This is a genomic window from Pseudomonas sp. PDM04 (genome assembly GCF_014851765.1).
Lineage (GTDB): Bacteria > Pseudomonadota > Gammaproteobacteria > Pseudomonadales > Pseudomonadaceae > Aquipseudomonas.
The window spans coordinates 100,278-125,758 of record NZ_JACVAI010000008.1; the positions used below are offsets into that span (position 1 = coordinate 100,278).

19 protein-coding genes are annotated in these 25,481 nt (G+C 60.9%); 7 read left to right on the top strand and 12 right to left on the bottom strand.

Translation table 11 applies throughout. The features are described from left to right. Positions 1 to 95 precede the first annotated feature (95 nt). Positions 96 to 1,760 carry an energy-dependent translational throttle protein EttA gene (ettA, locus tag IB249_RS27075; protein WP_192309062.1) on the bottom strand — a complete coding sequence of 555 codons (1,665 nt, stop codon included), beginning with the start codon at positions 1,758 to 1,760 and terminating at the stop codon, positions 96 to 98. 284 nt (positions 1,761 to 2,044) lie between these two features. On the opposite strand from ettA, the gene IB249_RS27080 reads away from it, so the two are divergent. Continuing rightward, entirely contained in the window at positions 2,045 to 5,893 is a 3,849-nt protein-coding gene (locus tag IB249_RS27080) for a bifunctional diguanylate cyclase/phosphodiesterase (protein ID WP_192309063.1), read from the top strand. Between the two features lie 229 nt (positions 5,894 to 6,122). After that, positions 6,123 to 7,376 carry a serine hydroxymethyltransferase gene (gene glyA, locus IB249_RS27085; RefSeq protein WP_192309064.1) on the top strand — a complete coding sequence of 418 codons (1,254 nt, stop codon included), beginning with the start codon at positions 6,123 to 6,125 and terminating at the stop codon, positions 7,374 to 7,376. 78 nt (positions 7,377 to 7,454) lie between these two features. Here the strand turns inward: glyA and yjiA are convergent, their stop codons facing one another. The 3 genes from yjiA to IB249_RS27100 form a co-directional block, all read right to left on the bottom strand. Continuing rightward, entirely contained in the window at positions 7,455 to 8,429 is a 975-nt protein-coding gene (gene yjiA / locus IB249_RS27090) for a GTPase (RefSeq protein WP_192309065.1), read from the bottom strand. A gap of 163 nt (positions 8,430 to 8,592) precedes the next feature. Continuing rightward, positions 8,593 to 8,790 carry a YbdD/YjiX family protein gene (locus IB249_RS27095; RefSeq protein WP_126366556.1) on the bottom strand — a complete coding sequence of 66 codons (198 nt, stop codon included), beginning with the start codon at positions 8,788 to 8,790 and terminating at the stop codon, positions 8,593 to 8,595. A gap of 15 nt (positions 8,791 to 8,805) precedes the next feature. Further along, entirely contained in the window at positions 8,806 to 10,872 is a 2,067-nt protein-coding gene (locus IB249_RS27100) for a carbon starvation CstA family protein (protein ID WP_192309066.1), read from the bottom strand. A gap of 159 nt (positions 10,873 to 11,031) precedes the next feature. Between IB249_RS27100 and IB249_RS27105 the strand changes: the two genes are divergently transcribed. Beyond that, positions 11,032 to 11,400 carry a PilZ domain-containing protein gene (locus tag IB249_RS27105; RefSeq protein ID WP_192309067.1) on the top strand — a complete coding sequence of 123 codons (369 nt, stop codon included), beginning with the start codon at positions 11,032 to 11,034 and terminating at the stop codon, positions 11,398 to 11,400. Positions 11,401 to 11,534: 134 nt separating this feature from the next. On the opposite strand, the gene radA is transcribed toward IB249_RS27105, so the two are convergent. Beyond that, positions 11,535 to 12,902, bottom strand: a complete 1,368-nt coding sequence (gene radA, locus IB249_RS27110; RefSeq protein WP_192309068.1) for a DNA repair protein RadA — start codon at positions 12,900 to 12,902, stop codon at positions 11,535 to 11,537. Between the two features lie 595 nt (positions 12,903 to 13,497). Here radA and mscL point away from each other — a divergent pair. Continuing rightward, positions 13,498 to 13,914, top strand: a complete 417-nt coding sequence (gene mscL, locus IB249_RS27115; RefSeq protein WP_192309069.1) for a large-conductance mechanosensitive channel protein MscL — start codon at positions 13,498 to 13,500, stop codon at positions 13,912 to 13,914. A gap of 41 nt (positions 13,915 to 13,955) precedes the next feature. Here the strand turns inward: mscL and IB249_RS27120 are convergent, their stop codons facing one another. After that, positions 13,956 to 14,732, bottom strand: coding sequence for a ferredoxin--NADP reductase (locus IB249_RS27120; protein ID WP_192309071.1), 777 nt, complete (start codon positions 14,730 to 14,732; stop codon positions 13,956 to 13,958). Positions 14,733 to 15,086: 354 nt separating this feature from the next. On the opposite strand from IB249_RS27120, the gene IB249_RS27125 reads away from it, so the two are divergent. Together IB249_RS27125 and IB249_RS27130 are read left to right on the top strand one after the other, a co-directional pair. Next, on the top strand, positions 15,087 to 15,812 hold the full coding sequence (locus tag IB249_RS27125) for a helix-turn-helix transcriptional regulator (protein WP_192309073.1): 726 nt from the start codon (positions 15,087 to 15,089) through the stop codon (positions 15,810 to 15,812). A gap of 158 nt (positions 15,813 to 15,970) precedes the next feature. Then, positions 15,971 to 17,095, top strand: a complete 1,125-nt coding sequence (locus IB249_RS27130) for a methyltransferase (RefSeq protein WP_192309075.1) — start codon at positions 15,971 to 15,973, stop codon at positions 17,093 to 17,095. Between the two features lie 79 nt (positions 17,096 to 17,174). Here IB249_RS27130 and IB249_RS27135 read toward each other — a convergent pair whose 3' ends face one another. The 3 genes from IB249_RS27135 to IB249_RS27145 all read right to left on the bottom strand — a co-directional run bounded on the left by IB249_RS27135 (position 17,175) and on the right by IB249_RS27145 (position 19,870). Beyond that, positions 17,175 to 17,342, bottom strand: coding sequence for a DUF2474 domain-containing protein (locus IB249_RS27135; protein WP_192309077.1), 168 nt, complete (start codon positions 17,340 to 17,342; stop codon positions 17,175 to 17,177). 77 nt (positions 17,343 to 17,419) lie between these two features. Beyond that, positions 17,420 to 18,427, bottom strand: a complete 1,008-nt coding sequence (gene cydB, locus IB249_RS27140; protein WP_192309079.1) for a cytochrome d ubiquinol oxidase subunit II — start codon at positions 18,425 to 18,427, stop codon at positions 17,420 to 17,422. Between the two features lie 3 nt (positions 18,428 to 18,430). Continuing rightward, on the bottom strand, positions 18,431 to 19,870 hold the full coding sequence (locus tag IB249_RS27145) for a cytochrome ubiquinol oxidase subunit I (RefSeq protein ID WP_192309081.1): 1,440 nt from the start codon (positions 19,868 to 19,870) through the stop codon (positions 18,431 to 18,433). A gap of 501 nt (positions 19,871 to 20,371) precedes the next feature. On the opposite strand from IB249_RS27145, the gene IB249_RS27150 reads away from it, so the two are divergent. Beyond that, positions 20,372 to 21,610 (top strand): MFS transporter, encoded by a 1,239-nt coding sequence (locus tag IB249_RS27150; RefSeq protein ID WP_192309083.1) that lies wholly within the window; start codon positions 20,372 to 20,374, stop codon positions 21,608 to 21,610. Here IB249_RS27150 and IB249_RS27155 read toward each other — a convergent pair. From IB249_RS27155 to IB249_RS27165, 3 genes are read right to left on the bottom strand one after another with little or no spacing between them, the layout of a single operon-like run. Further along, positions 21,607 to 23,808 carry a xanthine dehydrogenase family protein molybdopterin-binding subunit gene (locus tag IB249_RS27155; RefSeq protein WP_192309085.1) on the bottom strand — a complete coding sequence of 734 codons (2,202 nt, stop codon included), beginning with the start codon at positions 23,806 to 23,808 and terminating at the stop codon, positions 21,607 to 21,609. The genes IB249_RS27150 and IB249_RS27155 overlap by 4 nt on opposite strands. After that, on the bottom strand, positions 23,808 to 24,794 hold the full coding sequence (locus IB249_RS27160) for an FAD binding domain-containing protein (RefSeq protein ID WP_192309087.1): 987 nt from the start codon (positions 24,792 to 24,794) through the stop codon (positions 23,808 to 23,810). Before IB249_RS27160 ends, IB249_RS27155 begins: the two co-directional genes overlap by 1 nt. Beyond that, positions 24,791 to 25,324, bottom strand: coding sequence for a (2Fe-2S)-binding protein (locus IB249_RS27165; protein ID WP_192309089.1), 534 nt, complete (start codon positions 25,322 to 25,324; stop codon positions 24,791 to 24,793). The genes IB249_RS27160 and IB249_RS27165 overlap by 4 nt, the downstream gene beginning before the upstream one ends. Positions 25,325 to 25,481: the final 157 nt, after the last annotated feature.

A 25,481-nucleotide genomic window follows, 5' to 3' on the forward strand; every position in this document is an offset into this window, starting at 1 on the left:
GCCACTGCTCGCGATGAATACCCCACGCGGCCACAGGAAAAACGCAAAAAAAACGGAGCCCGAAGGCTCCGCTCTTTCATCCAGCCAACCCGAAATCAGGCCAGCTTCTTGTGTCGTACGCGGTGCGGCTGGGCGGCCGCCTCGCCGAGGCGTTTCTTGCGGTCGGCTTCGTACTCGGTGTAGTTGCCTTCGAAGAACACCGCTTGCGAGTCGTCTTCGTACGCCAGGATGTGCGTGGCCACACGGTCCAGGAACCACCGATCGTGGGAGATCACAATGGCGGCGCCCGGGAAGTCCAGTAGGGCTTCTTCCAGGGAGCGCAGGGTTTCAACGTCGAGGTCGTTGGACGGTTCGTCGAGCAGCAGGACGTTGCCGCCCTCTTTCAGGGTCAGGGCCAGGTGCAGGCGACCGCGCTCACCACCGGACAGGTCCTTGACGAACTTCTGCTGATCGCCGCCCTTGAAGTTGAAGCGACCGACATAGGTACGCGACGGAATCTCGTAGTTGCCGATGCGGATCTGGTCCGAACCGTCGGAGATCTGCTGGAACACGGTCTTGCTGCCGTCCAGGTCTTCGCGGCTCTGGTCGACGCAGGCCAGTTGCACGGTTTCGCCGATTTCGATGCTGCCCGAATCCGGTGTTTCCTTGCCCATCAGCATGCGGAACAGGGTCGACTTACCGGCACCGTTACCGCCGATCACGCCCACGATGGCGCCTTTGGGCATGGAGAACGACAGGTTGTCGATCAACACGCGATCACCGTAGCCCTTGGTGACGTTCTTGAACTCGATGACCTTGTCGCCCAGGCGCGGACCGGCCGGGATGTAGATCTCGTTGGTTTCGCTGCGCTTCTGGAATTCCTGCGATTGCATTTCCTCGAAGCGTTGCAGACGCGCCTTGGATTTGGACTGGCGGGCCTTGGCGCCTTTGCGCACCCACTCCAGCTCTTCCTTCATGGCTTTTTCATGGGCCGACTGCTGCTTGGACTCCTGGGCCAGACGGTCAGACTTGGCTTCCAGCCAACCCGAATAGTTGCCCTCGTAAGGAATGCCCGCACCGCGGTCGAGTTCCAGAATCCAGCCGGCGACGTTGTCCAGGAAGTAACGGTCGTGCGTGATCGCCACCACGGTGCCCGGGAAGTCGTGGAGGAAATGCTCCAGCCAGGCGACGGAGTCGGCGTCCAGGTGGTTGGTCGGTTCGTCGAGCAGCAGCATGTCCGGAGCGGACAGCAGCAGGCGGCACAGGGCCACACGACGTTTTTCACCACCGGACAGGTGTTCGACCTTGGCGTCCCACGCCGGCAGACGCAGCGCATCGGCGGCAACTTCCAGCTGACGTTCCAGGTTATGACCGTCGCCCGCCTGCAGGATGGCTTCGAGCTTGGCCTGTTCAGCCGCCAGTTTGTCGAAGTCGGCATCCGGTTCGGCGTAGGCCGCGTAGACCTCGTCCAGGCGCGCCTGGGCGTCCTTGATCACGCTGACCGCTTCCTCGACCACTTCACGGACGGTCTTGGTCGGGTCCAGGATCGGTTCCTGTGGCAGGTAACCGATGTTCAGCTCCGGCATCGGACGGGCTTCGCCTTCGAATTCGGTGTCGACGCCGGCCATGATTTTCAACAGCGTGGATTTACCCGAACCGTTGAGGCCGAGCACGCCGATCTTGGCGCCAGGGAAGAAGGACAGCGAAATGTTTTTCAGGATTTCCCGCTTCGGCGGAACAACTTTGCCCAGCCGATGCATGGTGAATACGTATTGAGCCATGGAGAACCTTGGGTCAGTGACTGATGAATGGGTGGAGCGCAGGCGAAGCCTGGCCAGGCCGGTGCGCGTCGACGCTTGATGGCTATCATTGCTGCGCGCTGAAAAAACCTGATTCTAGGAGCTGGAACGCTCCCGCGTAACCGGCAAAGCTACCTGAATGACGAGAGGCAGTCCAGCCGAACGGGGCTGGCACTTTGCCACAAGTCAAGGCATGCTAGGCGCCCTTCGGGCGTCCGGCTTATAGTGCACGTCGCGCCAGTCCAGCCAAACCGCAGGATCACAGCTTGTCCAACGTCACGCCGCCCCCGATCACCCGTGCACCGACCGGTGCGCCCGGCTCCCCCCTGCGCGGAACCCTGAAAGGCGTGCTGGCGACACTGGTGCTGTTGCTGCTCGCCCTGCTCTTCTGGCAGCTGCTGGATCAACTGCGGGAAACCCAGAAAAACCAGCGCCAGTACACCATCGACTACACCGCCGACCTGGCCGCGCAAGTCAGCCTGAACATGTCGCTCAACGCGCAGATTGCCCTCAACCTGCTACCGATCGTCGAGCAACCGCAAAGTGCAGACGAACAACAGGAGCTGTTGCGCAAGCTGCGAAAAAGCATGCCCGACCTGCTCAGCATTGCGTTACTGAGCCCTTCCGGCAAAATCCTCAGCGACAGCGCCACCGACAGCGACGACGCCGACTACCTTGCCGAGCTGGTTCGACGCAGCCGCGCCCAGGTGCACTACTTCAGCAACGCCGACAATGGCTCGATGGTGCACCTGCTGCTGCATCAGGCCAGCGGCAGTACGCGCGGTTACTGGGCGTTGCGCCTGAAGCCGAACTTTTTCTCGGCGCTGACCCAACTGAACGAAACCGGCATCCGCCCGATGTGGCTGGTGGAGAACCGCGTCAATCACCAGGTCCTCAGCCGTGACCCGTCGGGCCCCCTGGCCAAACCCGGCGAACTGACCGAAGCGGATGTCGCCAACAGTGTGCTGACGGTGCCGTTGAGCTACAGCGACTGGCAATTGCGCGGGTTGTTCGATCGTCAACGGGTCATCGAGGAACTGCTGCCCGCCTTCATCGGCAAATGCCTGCTGGGACTGGCGTTCTCCCTGTTGCCGCTGATTGCCCTGTTGAACCTGCGCCGCCGCCAACGCCAGGTGACGGAAGGTCGTCGCCGCTACCAGGATATTTTCGAAGGCACCGGCGTCGCGCTGTGCGTCCTCGACGTGTCGGGCTTGAGGAGTGCTTTCGACAAGGCGAATCTGCACGGCAGCGAACAACTGCAAACCTGGCTGGCCGTCACGGACCAGCGGCGGCAGATATTGCAGGAACTGCGGATCACCGAGGTCAACCAGGTGGCCCTGCAACTGCTCAACGTCGGCACCTGCGAACAAGCCTGGAAATTGTTGATCGACGGCAACCCGCTGGACGGCATCGCCATCGGCAATCAGGTGCTCGATGCGGTGCTCAACCAGCAGAAACAGCTCGAACTGGAAATCAAACTGCCGGACGCCAACGGCCGCGACCAACACTTGTGGTTGGTGCTGCGCCTGCCGGAAGACCCGGGCGACTATAAAGCGGTGATCCTGAGCATCAACGACATCACCAGCCGCAAGCTCATCGAACTGTCGCTGCTCGAGCGTGAAGGGTTCTGGTCGGACGTGGTGCGCACCGTGCCGGATCACCTGTACGTGCAGGACGTGATCAGCCAGCGAATGATCTTCAGCAACCACCACCTGGGCCAGACACTCGGCTACAACCGCACCGAACTGCACCAGATGGGCGAGTATTTCTGGGAAATCCTCCTGCACCCCGAAGATGCCGACTACTATCATCGTTCGCGCCAGGCCCAGCGACATTCGGGCTACGCCCAGTTGCTGCAATGCCAGCTGCGCTTCCGTCACCGGGACGGCAAATGGCGGCGTTTCGACATTCGCGAGCAGGCCCTGGCGCGGGACAAATACGATCAGGTCACCCGGATCATCGGCGTGGCCAAGGACATTACCGAGCAGATCGAGGCCAGCGAATCCTTGCGCGACAGCGAGCAGCGCTACCGGATGCTGGCCGAAAGCATCAGCGACGTGATCTTCTCCACCGACAGCAAACTCTCGCTCAACTATGTCAGCCCATCGGTGCAAGGCGTGCTGGGTTATGACGTCGACTGGATTTTCCGCAATGGCTGGCAGACCACCATTGCCAACCCCCAGCAATTGTCCGGCATCTTCAGCCTGATGGACCGTGTCAGCAAAGCGCTGGATAAACCCGATCAACTGGCGCTGCTGCGCAACCAGGTGCAGACCCAGCTGTTCGTGTTCGACTGCCTGCGCGGCGACGGGCGCAAGATTCCGATCGAGCTGCGCCTGGTGCTGGTGTGGGACGAACACGGCGCTTTCGAAGGCGTGCTCGGCGTCGGTCGCGACATCAGCCAGCAACGACGTGCCGAGAAAGACCTGCGCATGGCGGCCACGGTATTCGAGCACTCGACCTCGGCGATCCTGATCACCGACCCGGCGGGCTACATCGTCCAGGCCAACGAGGCCTTCAGCCGCGTCAGCGGTTACGCGGTCGAGCAGGTACTCGATCAGCTGCCGAACATCCTGACGGTCGACGAGCAACAGGAAGCCCACCTGCGTTATGTGCTCAAGCAACTGAACCAGAACAGCACCTGGGAAGGCGAAGTCTGGCTCAAGCGCCGCAATGGCGAGCATTACCCGGCGTGGGTCGGTATCACGGCAGTGCTCGACGACGAAGGCGACTTGGCCAGTTACGTCTGCTTCTTCACCGACATCAGCGAGCGCAAGGCCAGCGAGCAGCGCATTCACCGCCTCGCCTACTATGACGCCCTGACCCATCTGCCCAACCGCACCCTGTTCCAGGACCGCCTGCACACCGCGTTGCAATCGGCGGAACGGCAAAAGTTCTGGGTGGTGCTGATGTTCCTCGACCTTGACCGCTTCAAGCCGATCAACGACTCGCTGGGCCACGCCGCCGGCGACCGCATGCTCAAGGAAATGGCCACGCGCCTGCTCGGTTGCGTCGACGATGACGACACCGTGGCCCGCATGGGCGGCGACGAGTTCACCTTGCTCCTGCAACCGCGGGTCAACCGGGAAGTCGCCCTGAACCGGGCGATTCACGTGGCCGAGCAGATTCTCGCCAGCCTGGTCAAACCCTTCGTACTGGAAGGTCGCGAGTTCTTCGTCACCGCGAGTATCGGCATTGCCTTGAGCCCGCAGGATGGCAATGAACTCAGCCAGTTGATGAAAAACGCCGACACCGCGATGTACCACGCCAAGGAGCGCGGCAAGAACAACTTCCAGTTCTACCAGACCGACATGAACGCCAGTGCCCTGGAACGCCTGGAGCTGGAAAGCGACCTGCGCCATGCCCTGGATCAGAACGAATTCATCCTGTATTACCAGCCGCAATTCAGTGGCGACGGCAAACGCCTGACCGGCGCCGAAGCCTTGCTGCGCTGGCGCCATCCACGCCGCGGCCTGGTGCCACCAGGGGATTTCATCCCGGTGCTCGAGGAGCTCGGGCTGGTGGTCGATGTCGGGGACTGGGTGATCAGGGAAGCGTGCAGCCAGCTCAAGACCTGGCACCAGGCCAAGGTCCGCGTCCCGAAAGTGTCGGTGAACATTTCTGCGCGGCAGTTTTCCGATGGTCAACTGGGTACGCGCATCGCCAACATCCTCAAGGAAACCGGTCTGCCGCCGGCGTGCCTTGAGCTGGAGCTGACCGAAAGTATCCTGATGCGCGAGGTCAGCGAGGCGATGCAGATTCTCGACGGGTTAAAGAACCTAGGGTTGAGCATCGCCGTCGATGACTTCGGTACCGGTTACTCGTCGCTCAACTACCTCAAGCAATTCCCGATCGATGTGCTGAAAATCGACCGCACCTTCGTCGACGGCCTGCCGTCGGGTGAACAGGACGCGCAGATCGCGCGGGCGATCATCGCCATGGCCCACAGCCTCAACCTGGCGGTGATCGCCGAGGGCGTGGAAACCCATGAGCAGCTCGACTTCCTGCGCGAGCACGGTTGCGATGAGGTTCAAGGCTACCTGTTCGGACGGCCGATGGCGGCAGGCCGGTTCGAAGCCCAGTTCAGCAATGATGCGTTGTTCGTGTTCGACTGAGGTCCGGGGTGAGCGGGCGGGTCGCATCGCGAGCAGGTAGGCTTGCGCAGCTTTCCAGGTAGGCCCCTGACCCTTTGGGGAGCGGGCCTGCTCGTGATGTGGCGGCTTGTTCACCGCCGATCCCGTCATGAAGCCCGCTTGTCTACGACATGATGTCCTTTCATATGCCATCTAAAACCCATTGGGTTAGAATGCCTCCCTTTTCTGCCCCCGATCCTTGAGGACCGCCATGTTCAGCCGTGATTTGACTATTGCCAAGTACGACGCCGATCTCTTTGCCGCCATGGAGCAAGAAGCTCAGCGCCAGGAAGAGCACATTGAGCTGATCGCTTCGGAAAACTACACCAGCCCTGCGGTGATGGAAGCTCAAGGCTCGGTTCTGACCAACAAATACGCCGAAGGCTACCCGGGCAAGCGCTACTACGGTGGTTGCGAGTACGTCGACGTGGTCGAGCAACTGGCCATCGACCGCGCCAAGGAGCTGTTCGGCGCCGATTACGCCAACGTTCAACCGCACGCCGGTTCGCAAGCCAACAGCGCCGTTTATCTGGCCCTGCTGCAAGCGGGCGACACCATCCTGGGCATGAGCCTGGCCCATGGCGGTCACCTGACCCACGGTGCCAGCGTTTCCTCCTCCGGCAAGCTGTACAACGCCGTGCAGTACGGCATCGACGCCAACGGCCTGATCGACTACGACGAAGTCGAGCGCCTGGCGATCGAGCACAAGCCGAAGATGATCGTGGCCGGTTTCTCCGCCTATTCGCAGATCCTCGACTTCCCGCGCTTCCGTGAAATCGCTGACAAGGTCGGCGCCTACCTGTTCGTCGACATGGCCCACGTGGCCGGTCTGGTGGCCGCAGGCGTGTACCCGAACCCGGTGCCATTCGCCGACGTCGTGACCACCACCACCCACAAGACCCTGCGCGGTCCACGTGGCGGCCTGATCCTGGCTCGCGCCAACGCCGACATCGAGAAGAAACTCAACTCCGCGGTCTTCCCGGGTGCCCAGGGTGGCCCGCTGGAGCACGTGATCGCCGCCAAGGCGATCTGCTTCAAGGAAGCGCTGCAGCCTGAGTTCAAGGCCTACCAGCAACAAGTGGTGAAAAACGCCCAGGCCATGGCCAGCGTGTTCATCGAGCGCGGTTTCGACGTGGTTTCCGGCGGTACTCAGAACCACCTGTTCCTGCTGTCGCTGATCAAGCAGGAAATCTCCGGTAAAGATGCTGACGCCGCACTGGGCAAGGCATTCATCACCGTGAACAAGAACTCCGTGCCAAACGACCCACGCTCCCCGTTCGTCACCTCCGGCCTGCGCTTCGGCACTCCGGCCGTGACCACTCGCGGTTTCAAGGAAGCCGAGTGCAAGGAACTGGCCGGCTGGATCTGCGACATCCTGGCTGACCTGAACAACGAAGCGGTGATCGACGCCGTTCGCGAGAAGGTCAAGGCCATCTGCAAGAAGCTGCCGGTGTACGGCGCTTAAGCGCACCGCTGCATCGCAATAAAAAAACCGGCCCGAAAGGGCCGGTTTTTTTATTGCCTGGGCAATGATCAGCGCGTGTCAGTCTGACGCCGCGACCCGCGCAAACCCTTCACGAATCTTCTCCTGCGGCAAATCGTCGGCGATGAACACGATCACGCTTTCCCGTGTCTCGCCTTCCTCCCACTCCGTATCCCAATCGAAACCGTACAGCTTCAGCACGCCCTGGAACACCATGCGTCGCGGCTCGCCCTGGATGTTCAATACCCCTTTGTAGCGCAGCAATTGCTTGCCGTGGTCTTCGAGCAGCTCGTTCATGAACTCGCTGAGTTTGTCGATATCCAGCGGCTTGTCGGTGCGCAGCACCAGGCTGGAGATGCGATCGACCGAAGGTGTCGAACTGACCGGACGCAAACTGACGCCGCCCCCGAGGTCGGCATTGAGATTGAACCCACGCACATCGAGCAATTCCGCCAGATCGATCTTGCCATGATCCACCAGTCGAATCGGTGCGCGGCGGTTGATGCGGGTCAGGCGCTCGCTCAGGGCGTTGAACGTCGGTTCGTCCACCAGATCGCGCTTGCTCACCAGCAGTCGGTCGGCGAAGCCGATCTGCGCCTGGGCGATGGTCTGGGCCAGGTGCACATCGGCGTGAGCGGCGTCGACCAGGGTGATGATGCCGTCGAGGATGTAACGCTCACGCAATTCCTCGTCGATGAAGAAGGTTTGCGCCACCGGCGCCGGATCCGCCAGGCCGGTGCACTCGATCACCAGGCGGTCAAAGGCGAGCTCGCCGCTGTCCAGACGTTCAAGCAGCAGGTACAGCGCTTTGGTCAAATCCGTGTGGATGGTGCAGCAGACGCAGCCGTTGGACAGCGTCATCACTTGCACCGGCTCGTCGCCCAACAGCTGGGTGTCGATGCCGGCGTCACTGAATTCGTTTTCGATCACCGCAATTTTCAGGCCGTGCTCGGCCTTGAGCAGGTGACGCAGCAGCGTGGTTTTGCCGGCGCCGAGGAAACCGCTCAGGATCGTGACGGGAATGGGAGAGGACAAAGGCGAGTCTCCTGTCTTCAGGGTTCAATACTAAACAAATGTGGGAGCGAGCCTGCTCGCGATAACGATGTGTCAGTCGAGAGTGATGTTGACTGACATATCGCCATCGCGAGCAGGCTCGCTCCCACAGTTTTTTGCCTTGCATCATGACCCGCTCAGCGGATCAACAGCACTTCGGCCCACCCTTGCCACCGTAACGGGCTTCCTGGCGTTCCCGAAAGAACATCTCGTAGCTCATCACCGGTTTGTCCGGGTGTTTGCTCTGCATATGCTCGACGTAGGTGTCGTAGTCGGGCATGCCGACCATCAGGCGTGCAGCCTGCCCAAGGTATTTACCCAGGCGACTCAGGTCATTGAACATGCTGCACTCCTCGATTTACGCATCCGGCAGGGCCTGGAAGGGTGCTTCTTTATCCGTACGCTCTTTGGTGCCCCAGGCGGCAATACCGACCTTGAGCGCGTAGAACAGGATACTGAAGACCACGAACAGGAACAGCGCGGTCAGCGTGGCGTTGGTGTAGGCGTTGAAGATCACGTGCTGCATCTGCTCGACGCTCTTGGCCGGTGCCAGCACCTGACCGTTGGCCAGCGCATCGCTGTATTTCTTCGCCAGCGACAGGAAGCCGATCGCCGGGTTGGCATCGAACAGCTTGATGAAACCGGCGGTGGAGGTGCAGATCAGCAGCCAGACCGCAGGCAGCATGGTCACCCAGACATAGCGCTGGCGCTTCATCTTGATCAGCACGACAGTGCCGAGCATCAGCGCGATACCGGCCAGCATCTGGTTGGAGATGCCGAACAGTGGCCACAGGGTGTTGATGCCGCCCAATGGATCGATCACGCCCTGGTACAGCAACCAGCCCCACATGGCCACACAACCGGCGGTGGCGATCAGGTTGGCGGTCCAGGATTCGGTGCGTTTCAGCGCCGGGACGAAGGAACCGAGCAGGTCCTGAAGCATGAAACGCCCGGCACGGGTGCCGGCATCCACGGCGGTCAGGATGAACAGCGCTTCGAACAGGATCGCGAAGTGGTACCAGAACGCCATGGTGTTTTCACCCGGCAGGACACTGTGCAGGATCTGCGCGATACCGACCGCCAGGGTCGGCGCGCCGCCGGCACGGGCCAGGATGGTGGTTTCACCGATGTCCTTGGCCACGGCCTGCAGCGCTTCGGGGGTAATGGCGAAGCCCCAGCTGCTGACAGTCTGTGCCACGGCCACCACGTCACCACCAACCACCGCCGCCGGACTGTTCATGGCGAAGTACACGCCTGGCTCGATCACCGACGCGGCAACCATGGCCATGATGGCGACGAACGACTCCATCAGCATGCCGCCGTAACCGATGTAACGGGCGTTGGTTTCGTTATCCAGCAGTTTGGGCGTGGTGCCCGACGAGATCAGCGCGTGGAAACCGGACACCGCGCCACAGGCGATGGTGATGAACAGGAACGGGAACAGACCGCCCTTCCACACCGGACCGGTGCCGTCGATGAACTGGGTCAGTGCCGGCATTTTCAGCTCGGGCATGGTCACCAGAATACCGATCGCCAGGGCGATGATGGTGCCGATTTTCAGGAACGTGGAGAGGTAGTCACGTGGAGCCAGGATCAGCCACACCGGCAATACCGCGGCCACGAAACCGTAACCGATCAACATCCAGGTGATTTGCACGCCGGTGAAGGTGAAGGCCTTGGCCCATACCGGATCGGCGGCAATCTGCCCGCCGAGCCAGATCGACCCGAGCAGCAACAGCACGCCGATCACCGAGATTTCGCCAATGCGACCCGGGCGGATATAGCGCATGTAGATGCCCATGAACATCGCGATCGGGATGGTCGCCATCACTGTGAAAATGCCCCACGGGCTCTCGGCCAGGGCCTTGACCACGATCAGCGCCAGCACCGCGAGGATGATGATCATGATCAGGAAGCAGCCAAACAGCGCGATGGTGCCGGGAATACGGCCCATTTCTTCACGCACCATGTCGCCCAGGGAGCGACCGTTGCGGCGGGTGGAGAGGAACAGGACCATGAAGTCCTGCACCGCACCGGCCAGCACCACGCCGGCAATCAGCCACAGCGTGCCGGGCAGGTAGCCCATCTGCGCCGCCAGGACCGGACCGACCAGCGGCCCTGCGCCAGCGATGGCTGCGAAGTGGTGACCGAACAGGATGTGCTTGTTGGTCGGCACATAGTCCAGACCGTCGTTGTTGAGCACGGCAGGGGTGGCCCGTCGTGGATCGAGTTGCATCACATTGTTGGCGATGAACAGACTGTAGTAACGGTACGCGACCAGGTAGATGGCCACGGCAGCGACCACAATCCACAAGGCGTTGATGGCCTCGCCTCGACGCAATGCCACGACGCCAAGGGCGCACGCTCCCACGATTGCCAGCAGCAGCCAGGGTATGTGGCGGAGCAGGCTATTGTTATTTTTCATTTTTTAATTCCAGCCAGGGTGGACAAGAAAGACAGCCACCCCGAGTTTAGCTCTCCTGACGCCAAAGACCATACCCCACATTGGTCTAGCCGCCGCTCCCGGCTGGCAGGCTGTCACAAGGGGGGTCTATAGTCAGCGAACCCATCCGAGGATTGCGCCATGAGCGAGCACCCTGCCGATCGCCGCCGTTTCAAACGAATTGCGTTCGATGCCCGAACAGAGCTGATCCAGGGGCCCTTCATCTGGCCTGTGAAACTGATCGACCTGTCACTCAAGGGTTTGCTGGTCGAGTGCCCCGAACCGTGGCTGGGCAATCGGGAACAGGATTTTTCCGTGGACATTCATTTGAGCGACGACGTCGACATCAGGATGGATGTGCAATTGACCCATGAAGACCACGGCCAACTCGGTTTCGTGTGCCGGCACATCAGCCTGGAGTCGATCGAACGACTGCGGCGCCTGATCGAGTTCAACCTGGGTGATCCTGAGGAACTCGAACGCGAGCTCGGCGCACTGATCGAGGCCTGAAAGATCCTGTGGGAGCGAGCCTGCTCGCGAAAAGGCCGGTACGCCTGTAAAGAGCTTCGGCGACTGCAATATCACCTTCGCGAGCAGGCTCGCTCCCAGCGTTTCATCCCTTCACGGCCTGGCTCGGCCTTCAGCTATTCGAACAAGGCGTCGAGGGCCTGCTCCAGACGGGTGACCGCAATGATCTGCAACCCTGGCGGCGCCTCCTTGGGCGCGTTGCCCTTGGGCACAATGGCACGTTTGAAACCGTGCTTGGCGGCTTCTTTCAAACGCTCCTGACCACTTGGCACGGGGCGAACCTCGCCAGACAGGCCGACCTCGCCGAACACCAGCAGGTCATGGGGCAATGGCCGGTTGCGCAAACTGGACATGACCGCCGCCATCAGCGCCAGGTCGGAAGCGGTTTCCAGCACCTTCACCCCACCGACCACGTTGAGAAACACGTCCTGGTCGTGGGTGGGAATGCCGCCATGGCGGTGCAGGACCGCCAGCAGCATGGCCAGTCGATTCTGATCCAGCCCCAGCGTAACCCGGCGCGGGTTGGCCAGATGGCTGTCATCCACCAGCGCCTGGACTTCCACCAGCATCGGCCGGGTGCCTTCCCACGTCGCCATGACCACACTGCCCGGCACTTCTTCCTGAGCGCGAGTCAGAAAAATCGCCGACGGGTTGGAAACTTCCTTCAAGCCCTTGTCCGTCATGCCGAACACGCCCAGCTCGTTGACCGCACCGAAACGATTCTTCACCGCCCGCAGCAGGCGCAGGCGTCCATCGGACTCACCCTCGAAATACAGCACGGTGTCGACCATATGCTCCAGCACCCGTGGTCCGGCCAGGGCCCCCTCCTTGGTCACGTGGCCGACCAGGAAAATCGCCGTGCCACTCTGTTTGGCATAACGCACCAGCAGCGCCGCACTCTCGCGAACCTGGGAAACGCCGCCTGGCGCCGATTGCAGTTGCTCAGTGAAGATCGTCTGGATCGAGTCGATCACCATGACCCTGGGTTTTTCCACCCGGGCGGTAGCGATGATGGTTTCGATGCAGGTTTCGGTCATGACCCGCAGTTGGTCCTGGGGCAAACCCAGGCGCCGTGCACGCATGGCCACTTGTTGCTGGGACTCTTCGCCCGTGACGTACAGGGCCGACATGTTCTTGGCGAGGTTGCACAGGGTTTGCAACAGAATGGTTGACTTGCCAATGCCCGGATCACCGCCGATGAGCACCACGGAACCATCCACCAGGCCGCCGCCCAACACCCGGTCAAGCTCGCCGGATGCCGTGGAAAAGCGCGGGATTTCCTCGACACTGACTTCTGCCAGGGTCTTGATCTGGGCCTGCTGGCCGGCCCAGCCGGTGCGGCCACTGGGCGCTGCGGCCCCGCCACTTTCGACCATGGTTTCGGTCAGGGTATTCCAGGCTCCGCACTCTGCGCACTGGCCGGCCCACTTGGGGAACGTTGCGCCACACTCGGTGCAGCCATACATGCGTTTGGCCTTGGCCATCTGAACTCCCGGCAAAAAACGCGATGATAGCTCAGCTGGACTGAATCGGCGCGTCGACGACAGACAGGCGATGTTTAATAGCAACACATGAATAACAATGAGCGAACCGCCAACTTATTTGATTGGCATCTCGAAAAACAATCACTGTTCAAGGAGACATTCATTCAACACCGACAAAAAGCTGTACAAACATTTTTGATACTACGAAGCCATGTACAAAAAACTGCAAACTTTTAATGTTTGAAAAAAGCGCAACTCATTACTGGCAATTTAGTGGCAACCCTATCTATTACCAACCATTAGCAATCCCATACTTTCATATGTAAAAATTTGTATCGAGATAACCACCTTTACAACAATCCAACTCTCCACTCCGTTTTTCAGCGATTGCAACTTCTTCCCCGCTTCAAGTAAATCTGCAGCCCCTTACCCATTGCGCAGTCCATCAATGCTCGCGCCAGGCGGATGATTCGTAAACTTTTTCCCGCAAGGCCGGTCGACTGCAGGCAGTCTCTGTAAGCAGTTGTTTCGAGCGAGAAGCCTGTCGCTGGCTTACACTGCGTAACCAACCTCATCTGTAACAAGGAAACAACCTATGGGCGTGATCAGTGAGTTCAAGGCCTTCGCGGTCAAAGGCAACGTGGTTGACATGGCGGTCGGTATCATCATCGGCGCCGCTTTCGGCAAGATCGTGTCGTCGTTCGTCGGCGACGTGATCATGCCGCCCCTCGGGCTGCTGATTGGCGGCGTGGATTTCAGCGACCTTGCCGTGACGCTCAAGGCCGCCGAAGGGGCCGCCCCCGCCGTGGTGCTGGCTTACGGCAAATTCATCCAGAGCGTGATCGACTTCATCATCGTCGCGTTTGCGATTTTCATGGGGGTCAAGGCCATCAACCGCTTGAAGCGCGAAGAGGCTGTCGCGCCAACCCTGCCGCCTGTTCCAACCAAGGAAGAGGAGCTGCTGGGGGAAATTCGCGATCTGCTCAAAGCGCAGAATCAACGGCCCGAGTAACGGCCGCTGACCCAAACGGCGCCTTCGGGGCGCCGTTTTTCTTACCAGTAGTTTTCCACAGCCACCTGTCCGGGACGTCGGCTCAGGCTCAAACTCATGTCGCGCTGTTTCAGCAGCTTGCGCGTGTCATCGATCATCTGCGGGTTACCGCAGAGCATGACCCTGGAATGCTCGGCCGTCATGGCCACGCCCGCCACCCGCTCCAGTTCGCCATTGTACAGCAGCGTGGTGATCCGGCCGTTCAAGGCTCCCGGGTGCTGCTCGCGGGTCACGGTGGGGATGAACTGCAACTTGTGCGCGTATTCGGCCAGGTAGTCTCGCTGCGCCAGCCCCGCGATCAGCGCCTGATAAGCCAGCTCAGCGGCTTCACGTACGCTGTAGACGAGAATGATCCGTTCGAATCGTTCCCACACCTCGAAATCCTGCAGGATCGACAGAAACGGCGCGACCCCGGTGCCTGTGGATAACAGCCAGAGATCTTGCCCGTCGACGAAACGGTCGAGCGTCAGATAGCCAAAGGCCTGGCGTTCGACCAGCAATGTATCGCCCACGCCCAGGCGACTGAGTTCACTGGTGAACTCGCCCCCCGGCACCACGATGGAGAAGAACTCGAGGAATTCGTCATGAGGCGAGGACACCATGGAATAGGCCCGCCATACCGTACTGCCATCCGCCTTGGTAACCCCCAGCCGGGCGAATTGACCTGCACGGAAACGAAAGCCCGGATCCCGTGTCGTGCGCAACGTGAACAGGTTGGGGGTTAACGGCCGGACATCGAGCAGGGTCTGCCGGGTGAATTTTTCTGCGCTGGCGGTCATGGGGGGCTCCATTGGACAGGTCGCTCCAGTGTCCCGCAAAGCACGCGAATTAAACACCCACCATTTGTAGTGTTTTTAAACCTCCACTAACCCTCATAGTGCTTTTAAAACCTCCACTAACCCTCATAACTGTTTCAAACATGCAACATGCATCTAGAGTTATTACTCAGTTAATTATTGACGCTTGGTATTACCTGCAGACCAACATATTGTTTAATAGAACCGGATAGCTAGTTTGCCGATATCGGTAAAGCCAAAAAATCTCAATCGTATGTAAGAACCATCCTACAATCCACCACGTGCAGGATCCTGGATCCAAGGACACTTAATAAAAATGATGTGTGGAGAAACGAGATGGAACGATGGAAGGAGGCTCAACTTACTCACCTGTCGTGCACGACGGATATCGATTCCGCTTATCGCATTGCCCTCGGCTTTGCGAAGAATATCGGATTCAAATTTTTTGCCTTTTCAACCACCTACAAAACCAGAAACAATCAGTTGAACACTATTGGGCGTCACAACTTCCCGGCAGGATGGAACACGGGGCATGCGCACGAGAACTTCTCGATTGATCCAGCAATAGCACATTGCAATCACTCCATGCTGCCGATTGTCTGGAGCGAACAACTGTTCGCCAAGACACCCGCATTGTGGGAGGCGCTCGAAGCGCAAGGGATTCAACATGGCTGGTCGCAAGCGCTGCATGATGAGGAAAGCGGCTTGTGCAGCGTTCTGAGTCTGGCCAGAAGCCATTGCCCGATCAACCCGTTGGAGCTTTATGAAAACCTGGGATTTTCCGTTTTCATGGGTCGCCATCTGCATCAGTTGGTCATGCAGTCGCTGCCCAGGAAACCGCCCGTCCCGCACCTGTCGCCTCGCGAAATCGACGTACTGGAACTGGCGGCAGCGGGCAAGACGGCTGACGAGAGCGCGAGAATTCTCAATCTGAGTTCGCGCACGATCCATTTCCACATTCAGAGCGCAATCGTAAAACTCGGCGTCAACAACAAGATTTCGGCCATCATCGCGGCCATCAAGGCGGGCTACCTCAATAGCCCCGCGATCCCTGGCGGATGAAAACCTGCAAGTAATCCAGAGGAAAAAAAAGTACCATTTGCGACGCCTCCAGAGTGTTGAGCGTGTCACCTTTCACGACGCAGTACACTCGGACGGTTTCGCCCGCTACAACGCCCCTGGGCCGCGGGATACCCGTTGATTACCCAGAGCCCCACCCCATGCCCTTGCTCGAAACACCCTTCGCCCGACTCGACCTGATCCGCCAGCCAGACCAGCAGAACGAACCACTGCAGGCGTTTGATGCGGCCGATGAATACCTGCTCAATCACCTGGCCGGGCAGCAATTGCTGGCAGACACCCGCGTACTGGTACTCAACGACAGCTTCGGGGCCCTGGCCGCAAGCCTGGTGGGCAAGGTCCAGGTCACCAGCAGCGGCGACTCGTACCTGGCCTTTCTGGGCCTGGAAAAAAATCTGACCCGCAATGGCCATGGGTTTGACGCCGTGCCGAAGGTGCCGGCCAGCGAAACCTTCACCGGTCCGTTTGACCGTGTGCTGATCCGCGTACCCAAAACCCTGGCCTTGCTCGAAGAGCAACTGATCCGCCTGCAAACCCAACTGGCACCTGGCGCCCAGGTGATCGCCGGCGCCATGATCAAACACCTGCCCCGGGCCGCCGGCGATTTGCTCGAACGTTACATCGGCCCCCTGCAAGCCTCACTGGCGGTGAAAAAGGCTCGCCTGCTGATCGCGACGGCTGAAGGCAAGGCACCGGCGACATCGCCTTACCCGACCCGCTATCGACTGGATACACCGGCCATCGAGCTGCTCAACCATGCCAACGTGTTTTGCCGCGAGGGCCTGGACATCGGCACCCGTGCGTTTCTACCGCACTTGCCGACGAACCTCGGCACGGCGCGCGTGGCCGACCTCGGTTGCGGAAACGGCGTGCTGGCCATCGCCAGCGCCCTGCAGAACCCGCAAGCGCACTACACGCTGGTGGACGAGTCGTTCATGGCGGTGCAATCGGCAGCCGAGAACTGGCGCGCCGCATTGGGTGAACGGGAGGTGCTCGTGCGGGCCGGTGACGGCCTGGCCGAGCAGGCCGCACAATCGCTGGACGTGGTGCTGTGCAACCCACCGTTTCACCAGCAGCAAGTGGTGGGGGACTTCCTCGCCTGGCGGATGTTCCAGCAGGCACGGGAAGCACTGGTGGTGGGCGGAGCGCTGTACATCGTGGGCAATCGCCACCTGGGTTATCACAGCAAGTTGGCGCGGTTGTTCCGCGGCGTGGAACAAGTGGCGGCCACGCCCAAGTTCGTGATTCTCAAAGCCCGGAAATAATCACCGAACAAAAAAAACCCTCCGGTGCAGGAGGGTTGTCAATCCGTGCCCTATGGCCACGGGATGGGATGAGGCGAATTCAGTGGGTCGACAAGCCTGCGGCACTCATGAACAGGCGCATCAGGCTCGCGACGATGAACAGCGCCAGCACGCTGCCAGCCCAGATCATCGCCAGCCAGCCCAGTCGCTTCCACAGCGGTTTTTTCTCGGCGGCTTCGATTTCCTGCAAAGTGTGTTTACCCGTCATGGCGTTGCACTCCTCTTCTGCGGGTTCGATGGCGCCTTTGATGACGCCATCGCGAGCAAAACGGTTGCCGGCAGTGGCTAGTGATACCCATCCTCATGGGTGACCTTGCCGCGGAACACGTAGTAGCTCCAGAAGGTGTAGCCCAGGATGAACGGGATGATGAACAAGGTGCCGACCAGCATGAAGCCCTGGCTTTGCGGCGGTGCGGCGGCGTCCCAGATCGAAATGGACGGTGGCACGATGTTCGGCCACAGGCTGATGCCCAGACCGCTGTAGCCGAGGAAGATCAATACCAGGGTCAGCAGGAACGGCGTGTAGTGCGCATTGCGTGCCACCGCGCGGATCAGGCCATACATGGTCACCAGCACCAGGATCGGCACCGGCAGGAACCAGAACAGGTTCGGCAGCGTAAACCAGCGCGCCGCGATTTCGGCATGGGCCAGCGGTGTCCAGATACTGACAACGCCAATCACCGCCAGCAACACGAAGGCCAAGGGTCGCGCCAGATCATGCATCTGCTCTTGCAACTTGCCTTCGGTCTTCATGATCAGCCAGGTGCAGCCGAGCAGCGCATAGGCCACCACCAGTGCCGCGCCGCAGAACATCGTGAACGGCGTCAGCCAGTCGAGTGAACCACCGGCAAACTGGCGGTTGACCACCGGCAGTCCATCGATGAACGCCCCCAGCGCCACGCCCTGGAAGAAGGTAGCGGCCACTGAACCACCAATGAACGCCTTGTCCCACAAATGACGTTTGTCGTCCTTGGCCTTGAAGCGGAACTCGAACGCCACGCCGCGAAAGATCAGCCCGATCAGCATGAACATCAGGGGCAGGTACAGTGCCGAGAGCACCACCGAGTACGCCAGCGGGAACGCACCGAACAGCGCCGCGCCCCCCAGCACCAGCCAGGTTTCATTGCCGTCCCAAACGGGCGCGACGGTGTTCATCATTACGTCACGGTCGGTCTTGCCCGGGATGAACGGGAAGAGAATCCCGATCCCCAGGTCGAAACCGTCCATGACCACGTACATCATGATGCCGAAGATGATGATCACGGCCCAGATCAGCGGAAGATCAATACCCATGATTCAAATCTCCTTGGTCAGGCGTGGGCTGTGGTCGTCGGCGCCATCGTCGTCGGCAGCGGACAGCGGACGTGCCGGCGTACGTTTCTTGCCGGGCCCACCCTCGTTGGTTTCCTTGCCCTCGTCGATCTTCGGCCCTTTGCGCACCAGCCGCATCATGTAGCCCAGGCCGGCACCGAACAGCGCGAAATACACCACCACGAACAGGACCAGGGTGATGCTCATTTGCATCACGCTGTGATTGGAGGATGCGTCCGCCGTGCGCATCAGGCCGTAGACGACCCAAGGCTGACGGCCGATTTCAGTGGTGAACCAGCCGGCGAGAATCGCGACCAGACCGGATGGCCCCATCCACAACGCCAGATAGAGAAACGGCCGCGACGTATACAATTTGTCGCTCTTGCGCAGCCACAGGCTCCACAGGCCGGTGAAAATCATCAGCAGCCCCAGGCCCACCATGATCCGGAACGACCAGAACACGATGGTGGAATTCGGCCGGTCCTCCGGCGGGAACTCCTTGAGCGCCGGCACCTGCTTGTCCAGGGAATGCGTCAGGATCAGGCTGCCCAGGTACGGAATCTCGACAGCGAACTTCGTCCTTTCCTCTTTCATGTCCGGCCAGCCGAACAGGATCAGCGGGGTCGCCTCGTTACCCTTGTTTTCCCAGTGCCCCTCGATGGCCGCAATTTTCGCGGGCTGATGCTCGAGCGTGTTCAACCCGTGGAAGTCGCCGATGACCGCCTGGATCGGCGCCACGATCAACGCCATCCACATCGCCATCGACAGCATCTTGCGGATCGCCGGGTTGTCCTTGCCGCGCAGCAGATGCCAGGCCGCCGAAGAACCGACGAAGAACGCGGTGGCAACGAAGGCCGCCGTGGCCATGTGCATCAGGCGATAGGGGAACGACGGGTTGAAGATCACGGCCAGCCAGTCGGTGGGGATGACTTGGCCGTTGACGATTTCAAAGCCCTGGGGCGTCTGCATCCAGCTGTTGGACGCGAGAATCCAGAACGTCGAGATCAGTGTGCCGATGGCGACCATGACCGTGGCGAAGAAGTGCAGGTTGCGCCCGACCTTGTTCCAGCCGAACAGCATGACCCCCAGGAATCCGGCTTCCAGGAAGAAAGCGGTGAGTACTTCGTAGGTCAGTAACGGCCCGGTGACCGAACCGGCGAAGTCCGAGAAGCGGCTCCAGTTGGTGCCGAACTGGTAGGCCATCACCAGGCCAGACACCACGCCCATGCCAAAGTTGACGGCAAAGATCTTCGACCAGAAGTGGTACAGGTCGCGATAGGTGTCGTTGCCGGTTTTCAGCCACAGGCCTTCGAGCACCGCCAGGTAGCTCGCCAGGCCGATGGTGATGGCCGGGAACAGGATGTGGAACGAGATGGTGAACGCGAATTGAATTCGGGCGAGATCAAGCGCCTCCAAACCGAACATAAGTCTTCCTCTGTCAGGTAATACCGGCTGAAGGCTTGCGGCCTACACCCACTGCCCCCACGGATATGGAGTGTGGCGAATTTCGATTCGTTCTTTTTTTACAACCATCACATCGTAGGGAGTCTGGCCATCTGGCCACCGGACCAATTCCGCAAAGGGTCTTGATCTGGATCAAGCTTGGGTAAAAGAGTAGTCCGGTTTTTGACGATGGACGGTGTGGTCTTTTGCCGCGTGACAGGTTGCCTCAGTGGCCGCCGCAAGCATCCGTCGTGCACATTTGCGCTGGGAACGTGCCGGCCGGCGCAAACGTCATGCCACTCAACCGGCTCGCGGCCAGGCTGGCACATTCGTCGCAACGCCGCCCGGAACAGGCTCGCTTCCACAGGGGGAATACCTGCAATCCGTTGATCGGTGTCTAGCTAACTAAATTTTCCAATCCTGCAACTTCTGGTTACAGGTTGGTGATAATCTCGCCCTTCCCTTTGCTCAAGATCGCTCCTGATGCCCAGCCAAGCGCCTTTGCTGTTACGTCATCATCGCCCTTTCATCGCGTTCTGGCTGGCCCGGATCTTCACCGCCAGCGGCTTTCAGATGCTCACCGTGGCCATCGGCTGGAACCTCTACCAATTGACCGGCAACGTGCTGGACCTGGGCCTGGTCGGGTTGGTGGAGTTCGCCCCGCGAGTGTTGTTCATGCTGCACACCGGGCATGTCGCCGACCGTTATGACCGACGCAAGGTCGCGGCCATCTGTCAGTCGCTGCAGGCGTTGATCGCGTTGACCCTGGCGATTGGCGGCGCCACCGGCCACGTCACCCGGGAAATGATCTTCATCCTCGCCTTTCTGCTCGGTGCCGCCCGCTCCTTCGAGATGCCGACGACCCAGGCGCTGCTGCCGAGCATCGTGCCGGCGGCGCTGTTTCCCCGCGCCGTCGCCGCCGCCCAGTCGGCGCAACAGTCGGCCACCATCGTCGCTCCGGCCCTCGGCGGCCTGCTCTATGCCTTCGGCAGCGTCTGGGTGTACGGGCCGACCGTGATTCTGTACGTCATCGCCTGCCTGTTGATGCTCAACCTGCCCGCCCGGCAAACGCCGTTGAACAAGGGCAAGGCGACTCTGGATTCCCTGCTGGCCGGCATCCGCTTCATCCGCAGCCGTCCGGACATTCTCGGGGCGATCTCCCTGGACCTGTTTGCCGTATTGCTCGGCGGGGCGACGGCGCTGCTGCCGGTGTTCGCCAAGGACATCCTGCTGACCGGCCCCTGGGGCCTGGGCTTGCTGCGTTCGGCGCCGGCTGTCGGTGCCTTGTTGATGTCGCTGTGGCTGGCGCGCTTCTCCGTGGATCGCCATGTCGGTCGCGTGATGTTCACCGCCGTCGGCGTGTTCGGTGTGGCGACGATTGCCTTCGGCCTCTCGACTTCGTTCTGGTTCTCCCTGGCCGTGCTGGTGGTGTTGGGCGCCGCGGACATGATCAGCATGGTCATTCGTGCGTCGTTCGTGCAGTTGGAAACACCGGACGAGATGCGCGGTCGCGTCAGCGCCGTGAACGGCCTGTTCATCGGTGCCTCCAACCAACTGGGCGAGTTTGAGTCCGGCGTCACCGCGCACTGGTTCGGCACCGTGCCGGCCGTGGTCATGGGCGGCCTGGGCACGCTGGTGGTGACCGGGGTCTGGATCAAGCTGTTCCCGACCCTGGCCAACCGTGACCGCATGCATGTACCGGCGGAAGAAGCCAAGGTCTAGAGCAGTTTGTCGAGGGTGATGGGAAAATCCCGCATCCGCTTGCCAGTGGCGTGGTAAATGGCATTGGCCACTGCCGCCGCCACCCCGACAATGCCGATTTCGCCCACGCCCTTTGATCCGAGCGCATTGACGATTTCGTCGTGTTCTTCGACGAACAGCACGTCAATGTCGCCGATATCGGCATTGACCGGAATGTGGTACTCGGCCAGGTTGTGGTTCATGTGACGCCCCAGGCCATGATCGGTTTGCGTCTCTTCATGCAAGGCCATGCCGATCCCCCACACCACCCCGCCGAGAATCTGGCTGCGGGCCATTTTCGGGTTGACCACCCGCCCTGCCGCAATGGCGCTGACCACCCGATTGACCTTCACCGTGCCCAACGCTTCATCCACCAGCACTTCCACAAACACGGCCGAGTGCGTCGCGGTGGCGTAAGCCTTGCGCTTCGGGTCCGGCTCGGCGTCCACCTGGACGTCAATCAGCTCCTCGCCACTGCGTTTCACCAGGTCGCCCAAGGCGATCCGCGCCTGACCGAACGAGAGGTGGCCTTCGGCAAAAACAGCCTGCTGCGCGGTGACCCCGGCGAAGTCCGCCGACGTCTGTCGCGCCACGGCCAGCAGCTTTTCCTTCAACGCTTCACAAGCCTGCTGCACGGCGGTACCCACCGACGATACGGTGAAGGACCCGCCCTGCAATGGCGCCTTGGGCAGTGAAGAATCGCCAAGGACAAAGGTGACATCCTCCAAGGGAACGCCCGACGCCTGCGCAGCGATCTGGGTCATCACGGTATAGGTCCCGGTGCCGATGTCCGTGGTCGCGCTGCTGACCGTCAATTTGCCTTGCGGGTCGAGCGATGCCCGGGCACTGGCTTTTTGCTGCATCGCTTCCCAGACGCCCCCGGCCATGCCCCAGCCCACCAACTGCCGCCCCTGACGCATGCTGCGCGGCTCGGGATTACGCTGTTCCCAGCCAAAACGTTGGGCGCCCTGGGCGTAACACGCTCGCAATTGCTTGCTGGAATAGGGTTTGTCTTCGTTCTGGTTGCGCTCGGCATAATTGATCAACCGCAACTGCACCGGGTCGATCGCCAGAGCGCAGGCCAGTTCATCCATCGCGCATTCCAGGCCGATCAGCCCAAGCGCCGCACCGGGAGCGCGCATGTCCAGCGGGGTGAACACATCCAGTGGCAGCAGCTTGTAGGTCAACTGCACATTGTCACAGTGGTACAACATGCCGCTCCACTCCACCACGTGCTCGGTGAAGTCCTCGAAGCGTGATGTCTGGCCGATGGCGGTGTGCGCTACCGCCAGCAAACGCCCGTTGGCAGCCGCCCCCAATTGCAAGCGCTGCAGGGTGCGCGGGCGATAACCGAAGGTGAACATCTGCTGGCGTGTCAGGGTCACGCGCACCGAGCGCTTGAGGTACAACGCGGCCATCACCGCCAGGGGTAGCTGGTACTGCGGACGCAGACCGGAGCCGAAGGCACCGCCGACATAGGCCGCGAAAACCCTGACCTGTTCCTTCTCAAGGCCGAAGACCTTCTGCACATAGGCCTGACAGTTCTGCGTGCCCTGGGTCTTGTCGTGAATGTGCAGGCTGCCATCCGCCTGGTACAGCACCGTACTGGCGTGCGGCTCCATCGGGTTGTGATGTTCGATCGGCGTGCTGTAGTGCAGGTCCAGGCTCAAGGCCGCGCCGGCGAACTCGGCCTGAAAATTCCCGCGAGGCTTGGGCAGTTCTGCAGGCGCCGGACGGGCTTCACCTTGCAGACTCAACAGATCGGTCTGATGCGGCTCGACGGCATATTCAATCGTGATCAGCGAGCCGGCGTGGCGCGCCAGCTCCAGGTTGTCGGCGACGACCAGCGCCAATGGCTGCCCACTGTAAAGCACCCGGTCGTTGTACAACGGACGAAACGGCGAGCCGTCAGCCGAATCGGCGTCCTCGTAACTTTTGTCGTAACTGGCGATTTCCGGGCGGTGGGTGTGGTCGATCACGGCCACCACGCCGGGCAACGCCAGCGCTTTCGAGGTGTCGATGTGAACCACCCGACCACGGGCGATGCGACTGGACACGACACTGCCGTGGAGCAAGCCGGGTTCGCCGAATTCCCCGGCGTACCGAGCCTGGCCGGTGACCTTGAGGCGACCGTCGACGCGGTCCAGCGGCTGGCCCATGGGTTGAGTAAAGGTGTTCATCAGGCGTGTCCTCCCTGCGCGGCAGTGCTCAGGGCGCGAATGATGGCCCGACGCGCCAGCGCCACCTTGAAAGCGTTGTGTTCGAGGGGTTCGGCGTTTTGCAGCAAGGCATCCGCAGCAGCGCCGAAGGTTTCGTGGCTCACCGCTTTGCCCACCAGCCAGGCCTCTACCGCTTCATCGCGCCAGGGTTTGTGCGCCACGCCACCGAGGGCCAGGCGCGCCTCGCGAATGACCGGGCCTGTCAGATCCAGCGCCGCCGCCACGGAAACCAGAGCGAAGGCATAGGAGGCGCGATCACGAATCTTCAGGTAATGGCTGTACTCGGCGAAACCCGCTGCCGGCAGTTCCACGGCCGTGACCAACTCATCGTCCGCCAGCTGATTGTCGCGCTCGGGCGTATCGCCGGGCAGTCGATGGAAGTCCGCGAATTCGATAGTCCGTGCACCGCTGCGGCCCTGGACATGGACCACCGCGTTCAAGGCGGCGAGCGCGACACACATGTCCGAAGGGTGGGTGGCCACACACTGGCGGCTGGCGCCGAGGATCGCGTGAATCCGGTTGAGCCCTGTGCGCGCCGGACAGCCACTGCCCGGCTCGCGTTTGTTGCATGGCACGGCGGCGTCATAGAAGTAGTAACAACGGGTACGCTGCAGCAGATTGCCGCCCGTGCTGGCCATGTTTCGCAGTTGCGGCGATGCGCCAGCGAGGATGGCCTGGGACAACAACGGATAACGTTGCTCGATCAACGGATGCCAGGCCAGGTCGGCATTGCTGACGAGGGCCCCGATCATCACCCCACCCCTGGCTGTTTCGCTTACATCGTTCAGGGAAAGCCCGGTGATGTCGATCAGATAATCCGGCCGTGTGAGATTTTCCTTCATCAGGTCCAGCAGGTTCGTCCCCCCGGCGATGAAGCGCGAGGCCGGACCGGCAAGCTGCACCGCCTCCTGCACCGAAAGGGGTTTGCTGTAATGGAAAGGGTTCATTGTTCGCCTCCCTGTCCGACACGCTGGCGGCACGCCGGCAGCGCTTCCTCGATGGCATCACGGATATTGCTGTAAGCACCGCAGCGACACAGGTTGCCGCTCATCAGCTCTGCAATGTCGGCACTGGATTGCGCACGACCTTCATTGGCCAGCCCGACCGCCGAGCAGATCTGCCCCGGCGTGCAATAGCCGCATTGAAAGGCATCGTGGCTGATGAAGGCCTGCTGCATCGGATGCAGTTCGTCACCGTTCGCCAGGCCCTCGATCGTGGTCAGTTCGGCCCCCTGGCACATCACCGCGAGGGTCAGGCAGGCATTCACGCGCTTGCCGTCACGCAACACCGTGCAGGCGCCGCATTGGCCGTGATCACAACCTTTTTTGCTGCCGATCAGGCCCAGTTGCTCCCGCAGCAAATCCAGCAACGTGGTCCAGGGCAGGACTTCAACCCGGATTGGCTGGCCATTGAGTGTCAGGGACAACGGAAGACGGGCAAACGACGGCGGCGTCTCGTCGGGGAAGGTCGCGCTCATAAACACCTCACGGTTGGTCGTACGTTCGCGGCGTTTTGGCAAACCGCCGTCATAAGGGGTACGACTTCAGGGGTGTGGGGGTGTTCAAAGGGATTGATCGAAAGGGGATCAGGGGTGAACCGCGACAAGCACAAAATTGCCGACCAGATGCAATACA

Excerpts from the sequence above, each read along its gene's own strand:
- glyA (WP_192309064.1), top strand. The coding sequence starts at position 6,123 with ATGTTCAGCCGTGATTTGACTATTGCCAAGTACGACGCCGATCTCTTT.
- IB249_RS27160 (WP_192309087.1), bottom strand. The coding sequence starts at position 24,794 with ATGAACCCTTTCCATTACAGCAAACCCCTTTCGGTGCAGGAGGCGGTG.
- IB249_RS27150 (WP_192309083.1), top strand. The coding sequence starts at position 20,372 with ATGCCCAGCCAAGCGCCTTTGCTGTTACGTCATCATCGCCCTTTCATC.
- IB249_RS27155 (WP_192309085.1), bottom strand. The coding sequence starts at position 23,808 with ATGAACACCTTTACTCAACCCATGGGCCAGCCGCTGGACCGCGTCGAC.
- IB249_RS27120 (WP_192309071.1), bottom strand. The coding sequence starts at position 14,732 with ATGACCGCCAGCGCAGAAAAATTCACCCGGCAGACCCTGCTCGATGTC.
- ettA (WP_192309062.1), bottom strand. The coding sequence starts at position 1,760 with ATGGCTCAATACGTATTCACCATGCATCGGCTGGGCAAAGTTGTTCCG.
- IB249_RS27165 (WP_192309089.1), bottom strand. The coding sequence starts at position 25,324 with ATGAGCGCGACCTTCCCCGACGAGACGCCGCCGTCGTTTGCCCGTCTT.
- IB249_RS27125 (WP_192309073.1), top strand. The coding sequence starts at position 15,087 with ATGGAACGATGGAAGGAGGCTCAACTTACTCACCTGTCGTGCACGACG.
- IB249_RS27100 (WP_192309066.1), bottom strand. The coding sequence starts at position 10,872 with ATGAAAAATAACAATAGCCTGCTCCGCCACATACCCTGGCTGCTGCTG.
- IB249_RS27130 (WP_192309075.1), top strand. The coding sequence starts at position 15,971 with ATGCCCTTGCTCGAAACACCCTTCGCCCGACTCGACCTGATCCGCCAG.
- mscL (WP_192309069.1), top strand. The coding sequence starts at position 13,498 with ATGGGCGTGATCAGTGAGTTCAAGGCCTTCGCGGTCAAAGGCAACGTG.
- IB249_RS27145 (WP_192309081.1), bottom strand. The coding sequence starts at position 19,870 with ATGTTCGGTTTGGAGGCGCTTGATCTCGCCCGAATTCAATTCGCGTTC.
- IB249_RS27135 (WP_192309077.1), bottom strand. The coding sequence starts at position 17,342 with ATGACGGGTAAACACACTTTGCAGGAAATCGAAGCCGCCGAGAAAAAA.
- cydB (WP_192309079.1), bottom strand. The coding sequence starts at position 18,427 with ATGGGTATTGATCTTCCGCTGATCTGGGCCGTGATCATCATCTTCGGC.
- radA (WP_192309068.1), bottom strand. The coding sequence starts at position 12,902 with ATGGCCAAGGCCAAACGCATGTATGGCTGCACCGAGTGTGGCGCAACG.
- IB249_RS27105 (WP_192309067.1), top strand. The coding sequence starts at position 11,032 with ATGAGCGAGCACCCTGCCGATCGCCGCCGTTTCAAACGAATTGCGTTC.
- IB249_RS27095 (WP_126366556.1), bottom strand. The coding sequence starts at position 8,790 with ATGTTCAATGACCTGAGTCGCCTGGGTAAATACCTTGGGCAGGCTGCA.